Genomic DNA, 16,605 nt, shown 5'->3' on the forward strand with positions numbered 1-16,605 from the left:
CTACACGCCCAGCTTCATCTCGTCGTAACGTTCATCCTCTTGCTCTTGGTTTCGGATGTATGCCCTCACCATCGCTTCGTCCAAGCCCACCGTCGAGACGAAATAGCCTCGTGCCCAAAACGACTCCCCAGTGAAGTTTCGATTCCGTCCTCCGAACTTGCGCGCAATGGTGATGGCACTCTTACCCTTGAGGTAACCCACCACGTTCGACACTGCATACTTCGGCGGAATGCTGATGCACATGTGAATGTGGTCGCTCATCAGGTGGCCTTCCACAATCTGCGATTCCTTGTGCGAAGCCAACTCGTGGAAGACCTCGCCCAAGTGCTTGCGTAACTCTCCAAACACCTGCTTCTTTCTCCGCTTGGGAATGAACACCACGCGGTACTTACAGTCCCAACGGGCATGACTCAAGCTTTGATACTCTTTCATCGTGAACCTCGTCTCTTGGTCGAGATTTCAGGTTCACTACGACCGCCGTATAGGTCAAACCTTGGTGAGTCCCCCGGCAAAGCCGGGGGCTTACCTCATTCTGAGTTACTAGACCTTAGAAAAACCTATGATGCAAGGTATCCAGCTTCATTATGTGACATTACTAATGCTAGATTAGTAAAAGGATGATCTAAAGTTTCCAGTGGAATTTTAGGCCCCACTGATAAGGCCTTTTTCAAAGGGAAATAAGATAGTTATGCTTGATTGCGCAAATGGCCATATTTTTCGCTAAGCCATGTCGACGACTGATTAAGGCTTGGCGCTTGCGGCTCGGAAAGGCGGCTGGCTTCGAGTCGCTGAGCCCATACCATTTGCAAGTCGATAAATGAAAAGAAGGTATCCACCAATTGAGCGACATGAAGCTCAGCAAGCGGCAGACTTTGATGGATCAACACCTGGCCTGAGTCCAGGTCCGCGCCCATGCCTGGCTCACCGTTGCGAAGCGGCTTCAAGCCCATGGCAAGCATATCCGACCAAAGTGTTGCATCCGTGTGCGTGGGCAGTGTGTCGGCCACTTGACCAAGGAGCACAAGACAGCCGCGCGCATCATCGCGACGAAAAATGATGGGATGGTTATCATCCACCGTGAGATAGGCCATGCCGTCCTCATCAAACGACAATTCAGGCAGCCCAATCGTTGAACTAAATTCTGAGAGAAGTCGCTCAAAACTATCTTTATTCATAAGCTTTGTTACCACGATTTGCGTTAGTAAAGTGCGTGAGTAAAGGACCCGCCCTTTTGAAGAACGCCATCCATCGCTTCATAGTCAGTGACAAACCGAAGCGCCTTCGCTCCTTCGAGTTATTCAGAATTATCTTCTCGCCAAACAACGGTGACGATCGGGTATTTACCTGAGGTTGGTTGCATCCAAAGCATGGATTCAACCTCATCTTTTTAGGTTAATTCTATGATGCGAGCACTCGGAACTTCCTTGGCATAAATGCCGGATGTATCGGATCAGCCTCTGAGACAAGCTGATCGGCTCGTGACGCGTCCTGATAGAGACGCTGAGCCAGAACAAGCGCTGGCAAGGGAGCATGAAAGGTAACCGTCTGCAGCGGCGCCCGCGTGGCGCCGACGGCAGAAAGCGTACTGACCACACCCTGCCGTAGCGCTCTCAATGCGGCATAGCTTCCGTCGTCGCCTGCGTCACCTGCTACTAGAATTTCATTGTCGATGCACGCTGTCACAGCCGCCCGCACGTTTGCCGCATCGTCGTACGAGGTCGGGACATACACCGCCACGGCCCTCGCCAATGCGCCTATCGCTGCGCGTCGCAGCAATGCACCCGTGGCCGCTTCAGCGATCACCTGGGCTGATGGGGTCTGCCCGGTTCCGGCCACGATCGTGCTGGGCTGATAGGCACCCAGCAATTCAAAGAGTCGAACCGCATCCCCCGGATGGGACATGGCGCCAGAAAGCGCCACGGTGACAGCCTGCGCCGTAGACGGAAACGAGGCAACCGTTGCGGCGTCGAGGCGCGACGCCGCTTTGGCCATGGCGGCGCAAGCCGTTGCAACCCTTGCACGGTCCTCGGCACCCAGAGCCATGAGCGTCGCGATAGTCGGTGTCGAAGCGCTGGTATGAGCCATGCCCGCCTCGATGAACGTGAAGTTCAATTCGAAGTATCGACCCTCGTCCCAGCGCTCAATGATGCCCAGACCACCATCCGGAATGCTCACCGTGAGTGGCCCGAGCGATGGGTGGATCAGCGTGCCAGGGCCAGCCGTTTCTGCCGCAGCGATCATTTGCTCGCGCTGGGCGATCACGCTCCCGCCGCCGTAAACCAAGCTGTCTTCGATCAGAAAGCCGGCCAACATGATCCGTCGCGTTGACCGCCCAAGATCCTCGATATAGGGCACATCGCGGAACGGGTATGCGTGTGACACCACACGGCGGCCAAACCGACCTTCACCGCCAAGCACGCCGAATGGCACGCCGCGAAACGAGGCCTGCTGCAACTCATCCCACCAACTCACGCCATGGCTCCGACCTGGGAATATCCGATGCGCACCGATGCCGTCGTGTTGCCGGTGGTGGACGTTTTAGCCTTGGTTCCAGCAGGAGCATTCGGCATAGATATCTCGACGTGCACGCTTCCATCCGTAGGTTTCGAACCTCCGGTGCTGTAAGGGCCCGGTGGCGCGCCTAAGCCAGCCGCAACGGATGATCGCTCCATGTTATAGGCGTATGGATCGTATCCATTTTCATGTGCGGTGATTGCGCGAACCAAAGGCTCGACAACACTCACGTTATTGAGATCAAGAACCTGATAGGGCGCATAGCCGGTGCGTTGGCTTAAGTCCGCGATATAGGAGCCAACGTCATTATTCCTATCGCTCGCTGGGGCATATCGATGGACGATGCCTTCCAGAGTGTTTGTTCCGCGACTTCCATAGAGCTGAAGCTGGTGGGCCAACGCTGTAATGCCAGCCCAGGTAGGCCGTCTGCATCACCACGTACACCGCCGTCACGGCATACATCCACTGCTGTGGCCCCCACCCTGCCATGCCTGCCCAGATAACCGCCGCAGGCGGCGTCATTTTCGCCGCCGCCATCCCCATTTCGGAGGAAAGACTCATTCCATGGCCCCTGTGACGTGGGTGAATGGGTGGTGGGAATCGGGTAGGGAGCCGGGATACCCCGGCCCCCTCCCACACCACCGTACGTGCGGTTCCGCATACGGCGGTTCATGCCAGACGCTGGAGATAGCGAGCCGTGCTGGCCAAACTGACCAAGCCCAGCCTATCGAAGAAGGCTTTTGGAAAAGCGTGGTTCATATGACTGGCTCCGGCGTTCCACCACGGACCATGCCCGTTTCGGGCCGAGTGCCACGCCCGCTCTTCCGTCAAGCCTCCTTTGCGTAACAACTCCGTGCGTCGTCGGCGCGTCTTGGCTTGTCGCCAGATCAAACCACGCAACCGACGCCGTATCCAGCCGTCCAGCTCCTCCCACGCTTGCTTGCTCTCGCCGAGGCCGAAGTAGTTCGCCCAACCACGAAGCATCGGATTTAAGGTTTCGATGGTTCGCTTCAAACTTCGACCTCGTCCCTGACGCAACTGCTCACGCACACGGTTGCGCAGACGCGCTGCGCTTTCCTCGGCAAAGCGTAACCGTAACCGGCCTCCGCTGTGCGTCAGCGTGTAGCCAAGGAACTTACGTTCACTTGGCCGCGCGCACGCGCTTTTGGCGCTGTTAACCCGCCGTTTCAGCCGTTTCTCAAGAAACGATGTCATGCTGGCCAGTACGCGCTGTCCTGCCTTTTCGCTGCGGACATAAATATTGCCGTCGTCCGCGTAGCGGCAGAACGCGTGACCTCGCCGCTCTAGTTCGCGATCCCCATCCGTGAGCAGGATGTTCAATAACAAGGGCGACAGAACGCCACCAACAACAGAGCAAACTGTCGCTTAAAATGGGGCCTGCGCATTTCAAGGGGGTGTTTGGCGCCGTGGTCCAGAAGCTGCTCCAAGGTTGATGTGAACCTCGTCCTTGAGACGGTCACTCCCATTGACAGGAAGGTGCGGTGATGCGCCGAGGACGTAAACAATGGCGGGTACATCTGGCCTTCGAGCCGAACCGCCACGCCCAGGAACAGCTGCAAAAGGCGTACGAGCAAATCAATCCCATCGAAGCACGGTCCACGGCAAAGCCGTCCGCGAAGCCGTCTGCAGTGACCAGGCAAGCGACCACCAAGCGAGGTAGACGATGAGCAAAGATACGATGGTCGCGCTCTATGCGCGGGTATCCTCCGAGCAGCAAAACAAACGCGGCACCATTGAAAGCCAGCTGGCTGCACTGAAGGAGCGTATTTCAGCTGATGGCGCGCAGATCGCCGATGACATGTGTTTCGTTGACGCTGGCGTGAGTGGTGCGACGCTCATCAGGCCACAGCTAGAGCGACTCAGGGACTGTGCTGCGCTCAGCACGATCGACCAGCTCTACATCCTGTCACCGGACCGGCTGGCGCGCAAATATGCGCACCAGGCATTGCTGATGGAAGAGTTCACAGCTTGTGGCATGCAGGTCGTGTTCCTCAATCACGCCATCGGTGCGTCACCGGAAGAATCACTGCTACTGCAGATGCAGGGCATGATCGCGGAATACGAGCGGGCGAAGATCACCGAACGTCACCGCCGTGGCAAGCTTCACGGCGCAAAACGTGGCAGCGTCAATGTCCTGTCCGGGGCACCCTACGGCTACCGTTACATTATCCTGCGTACATGGGGCGGGCTGCGTTCGGCAAGACGAAGTCGTGCGATCACCTGCAGGTGCGCGTGCGTGCCCAGCGTCATAGTGCTGACGTGCCAAAAAAACCGCATTCAACAACACGTACCGACCCACAAGACTGGATCGAGATTCCGGTGCCAGCCATCATCAGCGCGGCGCTGTTTGAATCGGCGCAAGAACAACTCGTCGAGAACCGCAAGCTGGCACGCCAGAGGCGCGAGAGTGCGCCGCTGCGTCTGCTGCAAGGACTGACAGTCTGCGGTCAATGTCACTACGCTTACTATGCGAAAAAGGTGAGCAAGGCCGCGTCCAAGAGCCATCCGCGAGACTATGCCTATTATCGCTGTGTTGGAACCGACGCCTATCGTTTCGGCGGTCAACGCATCTGTGACAATCTGCAGGTTCGAACGGACAAACTCGATGATCTGGTATGGCAGCAGGTAGTGGAATTACTTAGACATCCGGAGCGATTGAAGAACGAATATCAGCGTCGACTGGATATGATGGAGCGCAATGAAAGAAATAGCTTCGATACGAGCAGCCTTGAAAAGCAGCGGTTGCAACTGGAAAAAGGCAAGTCCAGGCTGATCGATAGCTATGCAGATGGGATCATTGATAAGACCGACTTTGAGCCGAAGATGCAGCAACTGAAGGGCCGGCTTGAGCAGATTGACCAGCAGATCCTTGAGTCAAGGCAACAAGGGGCCGTACAACGCGAACTATTTCTGGTCATCAATCGGCTTGAGGAATTTGCAGGTGCCCTTAGCAAGAAACTTGGCACGCTTGACCTGGAAACGAAGCGCAGGATCGTATTGGGCCTGGTCAAGCGCGTCGAAATCCACAAGGACGACATCGTCGTTGTGTTCAGGGTTGATCCGCAGCCGGGAGCGCTCACCAGCGAGGATTCGAATGATTCGGGCGACGGAATGAAAAGTATGCAACATTGTTCGAGGCGTCAGCACACCCCTTTGCGGGGTACCGCGATCTCGCACAAGCTGAGTTCCGTCGCTCATCTCGAACGGCGCATGTAGCCACCGTTCGATATACAGCACCATCCAGTCCTCTTTGATGTGCTTGCGCACTGCCTTCAGAAGCAACGCATGGTCGATCTGATCGAACGCCGCTTTGATGTCAAATTCCACCACCCAGTCATATCGCCAGCAGCGCTTTCGCGTGACAGCAATGGCCTGCCTTGCCGATTTTCCCGGCCGATATCCATAGGAATCAGGATGGAATATCCGCTCCAGAATCGGCTCGATGTGAAGCTTGACGATAGTTTGCGCAATGCGGTCGGCGACCGTCGGAATGCCCAGCTTGCGCGTGCCCCCGGTTGCCTTGGGAATCTCCATCTGCTTGACCGGTGGCGGAAAGTACGAACCCGACGACATCCGGTTCCACACTGGTTGGCCTTCACCCGCTGGTAGGCTTCCCATACAGTCCTTTTGGCAATGTCATACGATTTTGCTGAGGTCATGCCTCTCATCCCCGGAGCTTGGCGACTTTCGTCAGCGGGGTAACGCTGTCCCTTCGCTCCACCTTCATTACAAAGGCTTCCTTACTACTACGAACAGCTCCGTCCCTCGTTCCGGCATCGGTATTCGTCCTCATGGTGTTGGCCATTTGTTCTTTCCCTTTACATCCGAAACAAGGTTCTCACGTTCCATACCAAAGCCTGTGTTGAGCTCATGCCGCCTCTACGCCGGTTGCCATCGGGTCCGTAAACAGGTTTCGCCCCGATTGATCCTGGAGTGGCTCTGTGACTCCAGTTTTGACAGCATTTTGACCCCTAATGACGCATCGTCGGACGGTTTGCTCTCGCTCATCTTCCCAACACGTACCTGCCACTTTTACAGCGACTTTTCCCGATTGCTCACTAACGCGCCTTTTGAACGCCGCAGCATCGGGCGGTTTGAAGCCTGCTCCTGTAAGCCGACTTCGGGAGGCCCTCTCCCATCTTTGATACAGCTTCACGAGCTTGCGCTCGTGTTCGTGACACACCAGAGCCGGGGGATCTCCCTTTATTGGTTTAGCGGATGCCTTCGCTTGATCACCGACGGCGGTAGGTGCAATGCCTGTAGCGTTAGCCAGATACCCCACGGCAACACTCTCTTCACCATTGCCAATCGCACCAGCGCCAATGGCCAGCGTAGCGGATGAAGCGGCAGCATTGTTCCCCGCAAGAACCTTGATATAGGTATCGTAGGGATGGCAAGCGACCGCCCCCCTTGATGGGAACTTCACCCGTCCACAAGTCATCCAATAAGCCTGTACACGGCGAGGCATCGCCGTGCGTTATACCAGTGATGCATCCCGGAGCACCTATGAACAGACGAGCCATCACTGCCCTGGCGACAAGCCTGTTGATTTCCACGGCATGGGCGCAAACCGCCAGTCAGCCGCTGAACCTGAAGCTGCCGGTGAACAACAGCCATACCGCAACCACCAGTGCGCCAACGACCCAACCGGCGCAAGCCGCCAGTACCCAACCCAATCCCAGCGCCATCACCATCAACGGCGCCCGCCCCACCCCAGCGCCCGGCGTCTATTACGGCGATCACAGCGGTGCACGTGACAATGATGCAACAGCCGGCGTGCCAGTCTGCGACGACTCCACCTACAACCAAGCCCAAGTCCATGGTGACGTAGGTATGGGCGTGGTCAGCGCCAGCCACCTGGGTACTGGCAGCTACCAATCCGGCAATGTCAGCGTGACCCAGAACACGGGGAGCTGCGACCATCCCACCGGCAGCATGGGCATTTCCATTGGCGTGAGCCGGTTTGGCGGGTTTAACGGGCATTGATTCTTGCGGAAATCAGGAATGGAGCGTCGGGAACCGCAAAAGCGATAGCCATCCGCGGGCTTTTCACGATTACGCCCCCCGAAAGCAGATGGAAAGCCATTCCCGACAGACTGCAAGGATATGCCATCCACCTGTCGCAGAGACCCAAACTAGTGATCCAAGATGTCGAGTTCCGCTTCGAAGGCGGCCGTTCCGGTGTCCTGCTTATTCATGGACTGACCGGCACCCCCACCGAGATGCGTCTGGTCGGCAAGGGTCTGAACCGCGCCGGTTTTAGCGTCTACGGCATGCAGCTCGCCGGGCATTGCGGCGATGTGCCGGACTTGCTCGCTACCGGCTGGAAAGACTGGTATGCCAGCGTGGTGGCCGCGGCAGAACGTTTCCGCAAGGAAGTCGATCACCTGTTCGTCGCTGGCCTGTCGATGGGTGCCGTGCTGGCACTGAAGCTGGCTGCAGATTACCCCGATTGGGTGCGCGGCGTGGGCGTCTACGGCGCCACCTTCCGCTATGACGGCTGGGCGATTCCATGGTACGGCCGACTCTCCTTCCTGTTGCCCATGATCGGTCGCCTGGGGATCGGCAAGAGCCTCATGGTGCATGAGAACGAACCTTATGGTTTGCGTGACGAACGCTTGCGTGCGCAGATCAGCGGCTTGATGCTGGGCGGCGACAGCGCCGCAGCAGGCTTGCCTGGCAACCCGTGGCCCTCGCTGGCGCAGATGTACGACATGGCCGCCGTCGTGCGCCGCGAACTGCCCAGGGTGTGCGCTCCCTGCTTTATCGCACATGCCACCGAAGACGATGTGGCCAGCCTGGAAAACGCGTATCTGGTCGCGCGTTCGGTGTCCGGCCCGGTGGAAATGCTGTTGCTCGAAGACAGCTACCACATGATCACCATCGACCGCGAACGCCGCACACTGAGCCAACACTCCGCGGATTTCTTCGCCCATATCGCCGCAAGCTGCACGCTCAGCGCGCGCGCTGTCGCCTGAGCACGCTGTGTCGCCGCTCGTAGCCACCCTGTGGCTGGTCAATGTCACGCTCGATACCTGCGGCCAGCTTGCCTTCAAGGCGGCCGCCAGCGATCCGCGCGCCGGTGACGGCGTGGCGCGCTGGCGCTACATGGCGAGCCGTCCGTGGATCTGGCTGGGCATCCTGGCCTATGTCACGCATTTGCTGTCGTGGATCGCTTTCCTGTCGTGGGTGGATCTGTCGCAGGGCGTGCTGCTGGCATCGATCAACATCGTGGTGATCATGATCGCTGGCCGCTTCTTGTTCCGCGAAAAACTCACGCCACTGCGTGTAGGCGGCATTCTGCTGGTCAGTGCGGGCGTCGCCATCGTGGGAATGAGCGGATGAAGACCTGGCGTTTCTACCTGGCCGGCTTCGTCTTGTTGCTGGCGTTCGACACGGTGGTGCAACTCAGCTTCAAGCTGACCGGCGAGCATGCCTTTCCGCCCGAAGCGAATGGAGCGTGGGTGATACGCGTTTTTAGCCACCCCTGGATTTACATCGCACTGATTGGCTACGTCGGCAACTTCTTCACCTGGATGAGCTTGCTCAAGCATGCGCCGATCGGCCCCGCTTTCGCCGCCACGCACCTGGATGTGGTGACGGTGATGCTGGCTTCGGCCTGGCTGTTCCACGAAGCCTTGACGCCTATGCGTTTGCTGGGCGCCAGTGTGATCATGCTGGGCATCCTCTGCCTTGCTCTCGCCGAAAAAGATGCACACCCCGCGAATGACGCGCCCACCGAGGCCAAAGGCGCTCTGGGCGGCGCTGCGGACAAAAGCTGCGCGGACTGACCATTCGCGAACTGTCAGGTTCACGTATCCCGGGCAAAACTTGCCTGGCATCCACATAACTCATCGTCCGCCAACAGGCTCGATCACAAGCTTCGCGAAAGATACCGTGCTGAGGATGGATGCAGGTAGTTGTGCAGAAGATCGGCATAGGTGACAAGGCTTATGGACAATAGGTGAACTCTTCGTCACGCTTGCGTGAGGATAAACTGGGGAATCGATGCATGAATACGCAACAGGAAGTCTTCGAGATCATCAGCAAACAGGCGAAGATCGATATCGACACCATCAAACCCGAATCCACACTCAAGGATCTTGGCGTCGCTTCGCTGGATGCCATCGAGGTGATCTTCGATATCGAAGAACACTTCAACATCAATTTGCCCAATGAAGATACCGATTTTGAAGCAGGCACCGTCGGCCATCTGGTAGAAGCCGTGAATCGCCAGCTCGCACTGAAACTAGGGACCCTCTGATTTATTTCTACGTACCCGTCACCGCACTGTATGCGCGCATGGTTGCGACCCAACGTCTCGACAGACAGCCAGTCTGCCTTCATCGTTGGGTCGCAACCATGCGCGCATACAGTGCGGTGACGGGTACGTAGAAATAAATCAGAGGGTCCTAGCCCCATAGTGGAAGCTTATGCACCGTATCGTGATAACCGGCATGGGCGGCATCTGCGCGCTCGGCCACCATGTTGCCGATATCTGGCGAGGCATGACCGAAGGCCGTAGCGGTATCGGTCCGATCCGGCGCGTCGATGCGAATCTGTTGCGCAATAACGCCTCCATCGCCGCGGAAATTTCCGACTTCGAGCCACGTGCTTTCATTGACGAGACACGCTTGCCGTTGCTCGATCCGATCAGCCAATACGCGTTGGTGGCAGCCAACGAAGCCATCCGCCAATCCGGTCTGAGCTTTCGCAATGAGCGCGCCTCGCGCACGGCGGTCGTCGTTGGCATTGGCGTGGCCGGCGAGGAAACCCGCGAAGGGCTTTACAAGAAGCTCTACGGCGAAAAATCCGACCGCTTTCACCCGCTCGGCATCGTGCGCATCATGAGCAATGCGCCCCCCAGCCAGATCAGCATGGCACATGGCATTACCGGCCCGACTTTCACGGTCGCCAGCGCGTGTGCCTCGACCAACCATGCCATCTCGCAAGCGGCGTTGATGATGCGTGCGGGCCTGGTCGATGCCGCCATCGTGGGTGGCGCGGAAGCCTGCATCACACTGGGTCTGTTGCGCGCGTGGGAAGCTATGCGTGTGCTTGCGCCGGATACGTGCCGCCCTTTCAGTATTCATCGCCGTGGCCTGGTGCTGGGTGAAGGTGCGGCCATGTTCGTGCTGGAAACACTGGAAAGCGCACAGGCGCGTGGTGCGACGATCCTCGCGGAGCTGGCCGGCGTCGGCATGAGCGCGGATGCCGGCGATATCGCCGCGCCATCGGATGTCGGTGCCGCCGCAGCGATGAATGCCGCGCTGCAGGATGCGGGCATGCAGTCTCATGAGATCGACTACATCAATGCGCATGGCACCGGCACGGCGGCGAACGATTGCACGGAAACTCGTGCCATCCATAAAGTTTTCGGCGATCACGCACGCCGCTTGGCTATCTCATCCACCAAGCCCATGCACGGTCATGCGCTCGGTGCAAGTGGCGCACTGGAATTGATTGCAACCATCGGCGCATTGCGCTACGGCATCGTGGCACCGACGCTCAATTATCTCGGCCCCGATCCAGCTTGCGACCTGGATTATGTGCCGCACGAGGCACGCGCGATGACTGTGCGTGCAGCCTTGAGCAATTCGTTTGCGTTCGGTGGGCTCAATGCCGTTGTAGCGGTGCGCCAAGCGCCGTAATCTGCATCTCTATTTTCCGCAGCGGTGCGACGACATTCATAGCCGCGTGAACGCCCAGGACTGCATGCGTCCATCCTTGTAAGGCATCACACCATGGAAAGGCCGCGGGTCGCGATCAAATACCAGCGGCAGGAAGTGGCGGTCGCCCTCCCACATCGGCAGTTCCATGATGCGATCGATATCCACCCATTCCAGGGTGCCTTCCGGATTTTCCGTCAACGGCTCACCGCTGAAAGTGTCAATGACGAAAATAAAGCCCAGCCAGTCTTCTCCCTGCTTGCCGAAACCCGGCCAATTGAGCGTGCCGCGCAGATGCATGGTTTCGCATTCGATGCCGGCTTCCTCCCGAATCTCGCGGCGCATGCACTCGGCTATATCCTCGATAGGCTCCATCTTGCCGCCAAGGCCATTGTATTTACCCAAATGCTGGTCGTCGGGCCTTGCATTGCGGTGGATCATTAGCACCTTGCGACGATCCGGCGAAAGCACGTAGCCGAGCGTGGCAACAATGGGGGTGTAGGGCATCGGGTCGTATCCCAGCGCAAAACTGAAGTGTAAACGCGCCGGTGCTCTTGCATCCATCACGGTCGGGCGGCGACCATGCGGAAATGCTCCCGTCCACGCCGCCCAAACGGTTGCGCCGCAGCCTGACTCGCCATCTGCTTGCCCTGCTTGGGGCTTGTCCCCTGCTGGTGAGTTGCAACTATCAGGTGCAACCGATGGAAAGCCGTACCGTGAACTTCCAGGGACAGGATTTCACCGTGGTCCGCCTGGATTTGCATCGCGAATCACTCAGCTTGCACTGGAAGAACCCCGACAACAGCCAGCCCTTCGGCGATATCCAGACCTTGCGCGAATGGGGGGCAGCCAACGGCAAGCGGCTGATGTTCGCAGCCAATGCCGGCATCTACGACGCCGCGTTCTCCCCGCTGGGCCTGTATGTGGAAAACGGCAAGACCCTGGTGCCGTTGAACCTTTTCCGCGGCAATCCGGCGGCGGGCAATTTTTCGATCCAGCCCAATGGCGTGTTCGCTATCTACCAGGACGGCCATGCCGCGGTCCGCACCAGCACGCAGTTCAAGACCGACGGCAAGCCGGTGGACTGGGCGACCCAGTCCGGCCCGATGCTGGTCATTGACGGACAGATCAATCACCAGTTTGTCGGTGATTCCAACAGCAACAAATGGCGCAGCGGCGTATGCGCACATGGCCCCTATCAGGTAGTGTTCGCGGTAAGCGAATCGCCGGTCAACTTCCATACCTTTGCTTCGCTGTTCCGTGACAAACTCGGTTGCCGCGATGCACTTTACCTGGACGGCACCATCTCGCAGTTCTACATTGACGGCACCGGCTATACCGGCGCGCCCACTTTCATGGTCAAGCCCTATGCGGGCATCTTTGCGGTGTTTGCCAACCAATGAAACCTCGCTTCCGCTGGTTCCGTGCCGTACTGATCCTGATCGTGCTTATCGTGGCCGCCATTCTCATGGCAGGATGGTGGTTGCTGGCAGGCAGCCGGGCGCAGCTTGACGGTAAACAATCCGTGGTCGGATTAGGGCATGCCGTCACCATCCACCGCGATGCACTCGGCACGGCAACCATGACCGGCCAATCGCGTGATGACATTGCGTATGCGCTTGGCTACGTGCACGCGCAGGAGCGCTTCTTCCCGATGGACCTGATGCGCCGGATGGCTGCCGGCGAACTGTCCGAACTGGTGGGCCCCGTTGCACTGGATACCGACATCGGGCATCGTCGTCAGCGCCTGCGTGCGGTCGCCGAAACTGCCTATGCCGCGTTGCCGGCGAGCGAGAAGCATGCGCTCGACATGTATCGCGATGGCGTCAACGCGGGCCTCGCTCATCTGCGCGAAAGGCCATGGGAATACCTGCTGCTGCGTACCCAGCCGCAGCCCTGGCGCTCGGAAGACACGATGCTAGTCATCGGCGCGATGTATCTGGACCTCAACGGTGATGGCCGCAATAGGCGCAAACTGCAGATCACGCAGATGCATGCCGTCATGCCAGGTTCCATGGTGAATTTCCTGCTCTCCCCCGATCCGAATTGGGAAGCACCCCTGAAAGGCGACGTTTCACCCTCGCCCACCATCCCCGGCGCTGACGTCTATGATTTGCGGCATCTCGGTGCGCAGACCGACGCATCGAAATTGGTCTATACCGCTGCATCAGCCGTGGATGTCGGCTATCCGGGCAGCAACAGCTTTGCTGTCGCCGGCAATCTCACCCATTCGGGTTCGGCCATGCTGGCGAACGACATGCACCTGGGACTGCGCGTGCCAGACATCTGGTTCCGCGCACGCCTGCGCTATCCCGATCCCACCGCACCCAACGGTCAGCGCGATGTGGTCGGCGTAACGTTGCCAGGTACGCCGGCACTCGTGGTGGGATCGAACGGGCAGATCGCCTGGGGCTTCACCAACACCTACGGCGACTGGATGGATTGGGTACGCGTTTTGCGCGATCCACATGACACCAGCCGCTACAAAGTGCCGGAAGGCTGGGCACGTATCGAGAAACACGACGAAGTCATCCACATCAAAGGCGCTCCGCCCCATCACCTGGAAGTGGAAGACACACGCTGGGGGCCCATCCTGGCGAACGATACGGACGGCACGCCACTCGCCTTGTCGTGGATTGGCAATCAACCTCATGGCTATAACCTTGCCATGATGCAACTGGAGCACACCACCAACGTGTCAGCCGCGCTGGACCTTGCGCCAACCCTGGGCATGCCGCCGCAGAACCTGCTCGTTGCCGACAGCACCGGACACATCGGATGGACTGTCGCCACTAACAGTATTCCGTTGCGCAGCGGCTTTGATCCGCAAGCACCCGCCGATGGGTCGCAACCCCATACCGGCTGGACTGGCTGGGCCACGCCTTCACAATACCCCCGTATCGAAAATCCCACGGACGGGCGCTTGTGGACCGCCAACAATCGCGCGGTCGGCGGGGACGATCTCGCCTTGCTGGGCAATGGTGGCCAGGATTTGGGGGCACGTGCGCAGCAGATTCGCGATGACCTGCACGCACGTGCCGACTTTGGTCCCGGCAATATGCTCGATATCCAGCTCGATGATCACGCGCTGTTTCTTACCCGTTGGCAGCAACTCTTGCAGCAGACCTTGTCAGGTGTAAGTGATCCAGCGCTGGATCAACTGCGCCAGCTCACGGCTGCCTGGCGTAACGAAGCGGCACCGGACAGCGTGGATTACCGCCTCGTCCATGCCTTCCGCGAAGAAGTGCACAAGCGGGTGCTGGCACCGTTTGCGGCGCAGATCCGGCGGCGTTTCCCCGATTTCGAATGGCCGGGTCCCGGCAATCAGGAGGCTGCCGTGTGGGTGATGATCCAGCAACAACCCGTCAACCTGCTCGATCCCGCCTATCACGATTGGCATGCTTTGCTGCTGCAAGCCGCACACAACGTTGCCGACACACTTGGCCAGCAACCGGACGGACTGGCCGCACGCACCTGGGGCGAGGTGAATCACGCCGACATCGATCATCCGCTCTCGCGTGCCTTGCCTGCATTCGTTGGCCGAATGCTCAACATGCCGGATGACGAACTTCACGGCGATCACAACATGCCACGCGTCGCAGCACCTGGTTTTGGCGCATCCGAGCGCCTCGACGTCGCCCCCGGCCACGAAGACGAGGGCATTCTGGAAATGCCCGGCGGCCAAAGCGATAACCCGCTATCCCCGTTCTACGGCGCCGGTCACGAAGACTGGGTCAATGGACGGCCTACGCCGCTGCGGCCAGGAAACGATCAACATACCCTGACCCTGGAACCGGCATCGGGTTGATGTCGGCACCATGTGGCGCTCGACGTGCCACGGGTCTGGGTTATGCCTGTAGCATCCGTTCGCAAATGGCCTGATACAAATCTGGCAAGCGCTCCAGCTCAGCCACACGCACGCACTCATCCACCTTGTGGATGGTGGCATTCACAGGCCCAAGCTCAACGACTTCGGCACCCAGCGGAGCAATGAAGCGACCATCCGAGGTGCCACCGCCCGTGCTCTGGTCCGGATCGTGTCCGCACAAATCGCGGCAAACCGACACAACTACTTCACGCAAATGGCCGCCTGCCTGGGTCAGGAACGGTTCGCCGGAAAGATTCCACTCCAGCGTGTAATCCAGACCATGCTTGGCAAGGATCGCCTCGGTGCGCGCGCGCAGGTCTATCGCGGTGCTGGCGGTGCTGTAACGGAAATTGATCAGCGCGGTGAGCGAGCCAGGAATCACGTTGCTCGCACCAGTGCCGGCATTGAGATTGGAAACCTGGAACGACGTCGGCGGAAAATCTACATTGCCATCGTCCCAACGTTCAACCGCCAGCTCTGCCAGAGCCGGTGCAAAAGCGTGGATGGGATTGAGTGCTTTCTCCGGATAGGCCACGTGTCCTTGTACCCCACGCACGGCAAGCGAAGCAGAGAGCGAGCCACGGCGTCCTACACGAATCAAATCACCCAGTTTTTCTTTCGCGGAAGGCTCGCCGACCACGCACCAATCGATGCGCTCACCCGTTGCGCGAAAGTGATCCGTCACACGCCGCACGCCATCGAGATTGGCGGGACCTTCTTCATCGCTGGTCAATAAAAGGCCCACACGGCCGGGATGATCCGGATGCGCGGCTACAAACCGCTCAAGCGCCACCACCATCGCGGCTACCGAACCTTTCATATCCGCTGCGCCACGGCCATACAAATACCCGTCGCGAACGATCGGTTCGAAGGGAGGGCTTTGCCATTTTTCTTCAGGACCACTTGGCACGACATCGGTATGGCCAAGAAAAATCAGCAATGGCCCCTGGCCAGGCGTGTTATGCGCACCATGCGTTGCCCATAGGTTGTCCACTTCGCCGTAGCGCAAGTGCTCGATGCGAAAACCAAGGCACGCAAGGCGCTCACCGATGAGCGGCAAGCACCCTGCATCTTCCGGTGTGACAGAGCGGCGGCTGATAAGGTTGGTCGTGAGATCGAAGACGTCAGACATAAAGCTCAGCATCCGAACATTTTCTTGAAACTATGGTCAGTGAAGCCCGCGCTCACCGCACCATCCGGCTGCACCACCACGGGGCGGCGAACCAGTGCCGGGTATTCCTTCAACAACAGCGTCCACTCCGGATCACTGCCCGGGTTCTTGCGTTGCGGCAGCAAAGTGCGCCACGTGGTACTGGACTTGTTGATCAGCCTTTCCCAGCCACCTAAGTGTTCTGCCCAGCTTTTCAATGTGACCGGTGGCAGCGGATGGGCGCGGTAGTCGACAAACTCATGCGCGATCTCGAAACGCGCGAGCCAGTTGCGCGCTTTCTTGCATGTATCGCAATTCGGGAGGCCGTAAAGCGTGGGGACTGTCATCGATCCGGATCCGTCTTAGGTTTTGTTGCCGCAGCA

Annotated in this window: 18 protein-coding genes; 9 read left to right on the forward strand and 9 right to left on the reverse strand. The window is 58.7% G+C overall.

The window, feature by feature from the left end:
• The 5 genes from tnpA to EO087_RS05380 all read right to left on the reverse strand — a co-directional run bounded on the left by tnpA (window position 1) and on the right by EO087_RS05380 (window position 3,861).
• Window positions 1-432: an IS200/IS605 family transposase gene (tnpA, locus tag EO087_RS05360; RefSeq protein ID WP_128897488.1), complete on the reverse strand. Its 432-nt coding sequence runs from the start codon at window positions 430-432 to the stop codon at window positions 1-3.
• A gap of 254 nt (window positions 433-686) precedes the next feature.
• Entirely contained in the window at window positions 687-1,175 is a 489-nt protein-coding gene (locus EO087_RS05365) for a CesT family type III secretion system chaperone (RefSeq protein ID WP_128897968.1), read from the reverse strand.
• Window positions 1,176-1,398: 223 nt separating this feature from the next.
• Window positions 1,399-2,472 (reverse strand): DNA circularization N-terminal domain-containing protein, encoded by a 1,074-nt coding sequence (locus tag EO087_RS05370; RefSeq protein WP_205744442.1) that lies wholly within the window; start codon window positions 2,470-2,472, stop codon window positions 1,399-1,401.
• On the reverse strand, window positions 2,469-2,912 hold the full coding sequence (locus EO087_RS05375; protein ID WP_128897970.1) for a hypothetical protein: 444 nt from the start codon (window positions 2,910-2,912) through the stop codon (window positions 2,469-2,471). The genes EO087_RS05370 and EO087_RS05375 overlap by 4 nt, the downstream gene beginning before the upstream one ends.
• 271 nt (window positions 2,913-3,183) lie before the next feature.
• The gene (locus EO087_RS05380) at window positions 3,184-3,861 is read right to left on the reverse strand and encodes a group II intron maturase-specific domain-containing protein (RefSeq protein ID WP_205744443.1); all 678 of its coding nucleotides are present in this window, start codon (window positions 3,859-3,861) and stop codon (window positions 3,184-3,186) included.
• A gap of 352 nt (window positions 3,862-4,213) precedes the next feature.
• On the opposite strand from EO087_RS05380, the gene EO087_RS05385 reads away from it, so the two are divergent.
• Window positions 4,214-4,972: a recombinase family protein gene (locus EO087_RS05385; RefSeq protein WP_205744444.1), complete on the forward strand. Its 759-nt coding sequence runs from the start codon at window positions 4,214-4,216 to the stop codon at window positions 4,970-4,972.
• Window positions 4,973-5,439: 467 nt separating this feature from the next.
• Here the strand turns inward: EO087_RS05385 and EO087_RS05395 are convergent, their stop codons facing one another.
• A complete protein-coding gene (locus EO087_RS05395; RefSeq protein ID WP_240669134.1) occupies window positions 5,440-6,069 on the reverse strand; it encodes a reverse transcriptase domain-containing protein in 630 nt (209 codons plus the stop codon).
• 972 nt (window positions 6,070-7,041) lie between these two features.
• On the opposite strand from EO087_RS05395, the gene EO087_RS05405 reads away from it, so the two are divergent.
• From EO087_RS05405 to EO087_RS05430, 6 genes are all read left to right on the forward strand, one after another.
• Window positions 7,042-7,521 carry a hypothetical protein gene (locus EO087_RS05405; protein WP_128897974.1) on the forward strand — a complete coding sequence of 160 codons (480 nt, stop codon included), beginning with the start codon at window positions 7,042-7,044 and terminating at the stop codon, window positions 7,519-7,521.
• Window positions 7,522-7,673: 152 nt separating this feature from the next.
• A complete protein-coding gene (locus EO087_RS05410; protein ID WP_128897975.1) occupies window positions 7,674-8,513 on the forward strand; it encodes an alpha/beta fold hydrolase in 840 nt (279 codons plus the stop codon).
• Between the two features lie 7 nt (window positions 8,514-8,520).
• Window positions 8,521-8,880, forward strand: coding sequence for an EamA family transporter (locus tag EO087_RS05415; RefSeq protein ID WP_205744445.1), 360 nt, complete (start codon window positions 8,521-8,523; stop codon window positions 8,878-8,880).
• Window positions 8,877-9,326 (forward strand): EamA family transporter, encoded by a 450-nt coding sequence (locus EO087_RS05420; protein ID WP_128897977.1) that lies wholly within the window; start codon window positions 8,877-8,879, stop codon window positions 9,324-9,326. The genes EO087_RS05415 and EO087_RS05420 overlap by 4 nt, the downstream gene beginning before the upstream one ends.
• Before the next feature lie 221 nt (window positions 9,327-9,547).
• Window positions 9,548-9,799 carry a phosphopantetheine-binding protein gene (locus EO087_RS05425; protein WP_128897978.1) on the forward strand — a complete coding sequence of 84 codons (252 nt, stop codon included), beginning with the start codon at window positions 9,548-9,550 and terminating at the stop codon, window positions 9,797-9,799.
• A 169-nt stretch (window positions 9,800-9,968) separates the two neighbouring features.
• The gene (locus EO087_RS05430; protein WP_128897979.1) at window positions 9,969-11,186 is read left to right on the forward strand and encodes a beta-ketoacyl-[acyl-carrier-protein] synthase family protein; all 1,218 of its coding nucleotides are present in this window, start codon (window positions 9,969-9,971) and stop codon (window positions 11,184-11,186) included.
• A 36-nt stretch (window positions 11,187-11,222) separates the two neighbouring features.
• On the opposite strand, the gene EO087_RS05435 is transcribed toward EO087_RS05430, so the two are convergent.
• Window positions 11,223-11,711 (reverse strand): 8-oxo-dGTP diphosphatase, encoded by a 489-nt coding sequence (locus EO087_RS05435; RefSeq protein ID WP_128897980.1) that lies wholly within the window; start codon window positions 11,709-11,711, stop codon window positions 11,223-11,225.
• Between the two features lie 194 nt (window positions 11,712-11,905).
• Here EO087_RS05435 and EO087_RS05440 point away from each other — a divergent pair, with 194 nt between their 5' ends.
• Window positions 11,906-12,607: a phosphodiester glycosidase family protein gene (locus EO087_RS05440; RefSeq protein ID WP_240669178.1), complete on the forward strand. Its 702-nt coding sequence runs from the start codon at window positions 11,906-11,908 to the stop codon at window positions 12,605-12,607.
• A complete protein-coding gene (locus EO087_RS05445) occupies window positions 12,604-15,012 on the forward strand; it encodes a penicillin acylase family protein (protein ID WP_128897982.1) in 2,409 nt (802 codons plus the stop codon). Before EO087_RS05440 ends, EO087_RS05445 begins: the two co-directional genes overlap by 4 nt.
• Window positions 15,013-15,052: 40 nt before the next feature.
• Here the strand turns inward: EO087_RS05445 and dapE are convergent, their stop codons facing one another.
• Window positions 15,053-16,204 (reverse strand): succinyl-diaminopimelate desuccinylase, encoded by a 1,152-nt coding sequence (dapE, locus tag EO087_RS05450; RefSeq protein ID WP_128897983.1) that lies wholly within the window; start codon window positions 16,202-16,204, stop codon window positions 15,053-15,055.
• A 5-nt stretch (window positions 16,205-16,209) separates the two neighbouring features.
• Window positions 16,210-16,569 (reverse strand): Spx/MgsR family RNA polymerase-binding regulatory protein, encoded by a 360-nt coding sequence (locus EO087_RS05455; protein ID WP_128897984.1) that lies wholly within the window; start codon window positions 16,567-16,569, stop codon window positions 16,210-16,212.
• Window positions 16,570-16,605 lie beyond the last annotated feature (36 nt).

Origin of the sequence: Dyella sp. M7H15-1, from assembly GCF_004114615.1 — a bacterium.
GTDB lineage: Bacteria > Pseudomonadota > Gammaproteobacteria > Xanthomonadales > Rhodanobacteraceae > Dyella_B.

Excerpts from the sequence above, each read along its gene's own strand:
- tnpA (WP_128897488.1), bottom strand. The coding sequence starts at position 432 with ATGAAAGAGTATCAAAGCTTGAGTCATGCCCGTTGGGACTGTAAGTAC.
- EO087_RS05365 (WP_128897968.1), bottom strand. The coding sequence starts at position 1,175 with ATGAATAAAGATAGTTTTGAGCGACTTCTCTCAGAATTTAGTTCAACG.
- EO087_RS05385 (WP_205744444.1), top strand. The coding sequence starts at position 4,214 with ATGGTCGCGCTCTATGCGCGGGTATCCTCCGAGCAGCAAAACAAACGC.
- EO087_RS05395 (WP_240669134.1), bottom strand. The coding sequence starts at position 6,069 with ATGGAGATTCCCAAGGCAACCGGGGGCACGCGCAAGCTGGGCATTCCG.
- EO087_RS05405 (WP_128897974.1), top strand. The coding sequence starts at position 7,042 with ATGAACAGACGAGCCATCACTGCCCTGGCGACAAGCCTGTTGATTTCC.
- EO087_RS05420 (WP_128897977.1), top strand. The coding sequence starts at position 8,877 with ATGAAGACCTGGCGTTTCTACCTGGCCGGCTTCGTCTTGTTGCTGGCG.
- EO087_RS05425 (WP_128897978.1), top strand. The coding sequence starts at position 9,548 with ATGAATACGCAACAGGAAGTCTTCGAGATCATCAGCAAACAGGCGAAG.
- EO087_RS05430 (WP_128897979.1), top strand. The coding sequence starts at position 9,969 with ATGCACCGTATCGTGATAACCGGCATGGGCGGCATCTGCGCGCTCGGC.
- EO087_RS05435 (WP_128897980.1), bottom strand. The coding sequence starts at position 11,711 with ATGCCCTACACCCCCATTGTTGCCACGCTCGGCTACGTGCTTTCGCCG.
- EO087_RS05440 (WP_240669178.1), top strand. The coding sequence starts at position 11,906 with ATGGAAAGCCGTACCGTGAACTTCCAGGGACAGGATTTCACCGTGGTC.
- EO087_RS05445 (WP_128897982.1), top strand. The coding sequence starts at position 12,604 with ATGAAACCTCGCTTCCGCTGGTTCCGTGCCGTACTGATCCTGATCGTG.
- dapE (WP_128897983.1), bottom strand. The coding sequence starts at position 16,204 with ATGTCTGACGTCTTCGATCTCACGACCAACCTTATCAGCCGCCGCTCT.
- EO087_RS05455 (WP_128897984.1), bottom strand. The coding sequence starts at position 16,569 with ATGACAGTCCCCACGCTTTACGGCCTCCCGAATTGCGATACATGCAAG.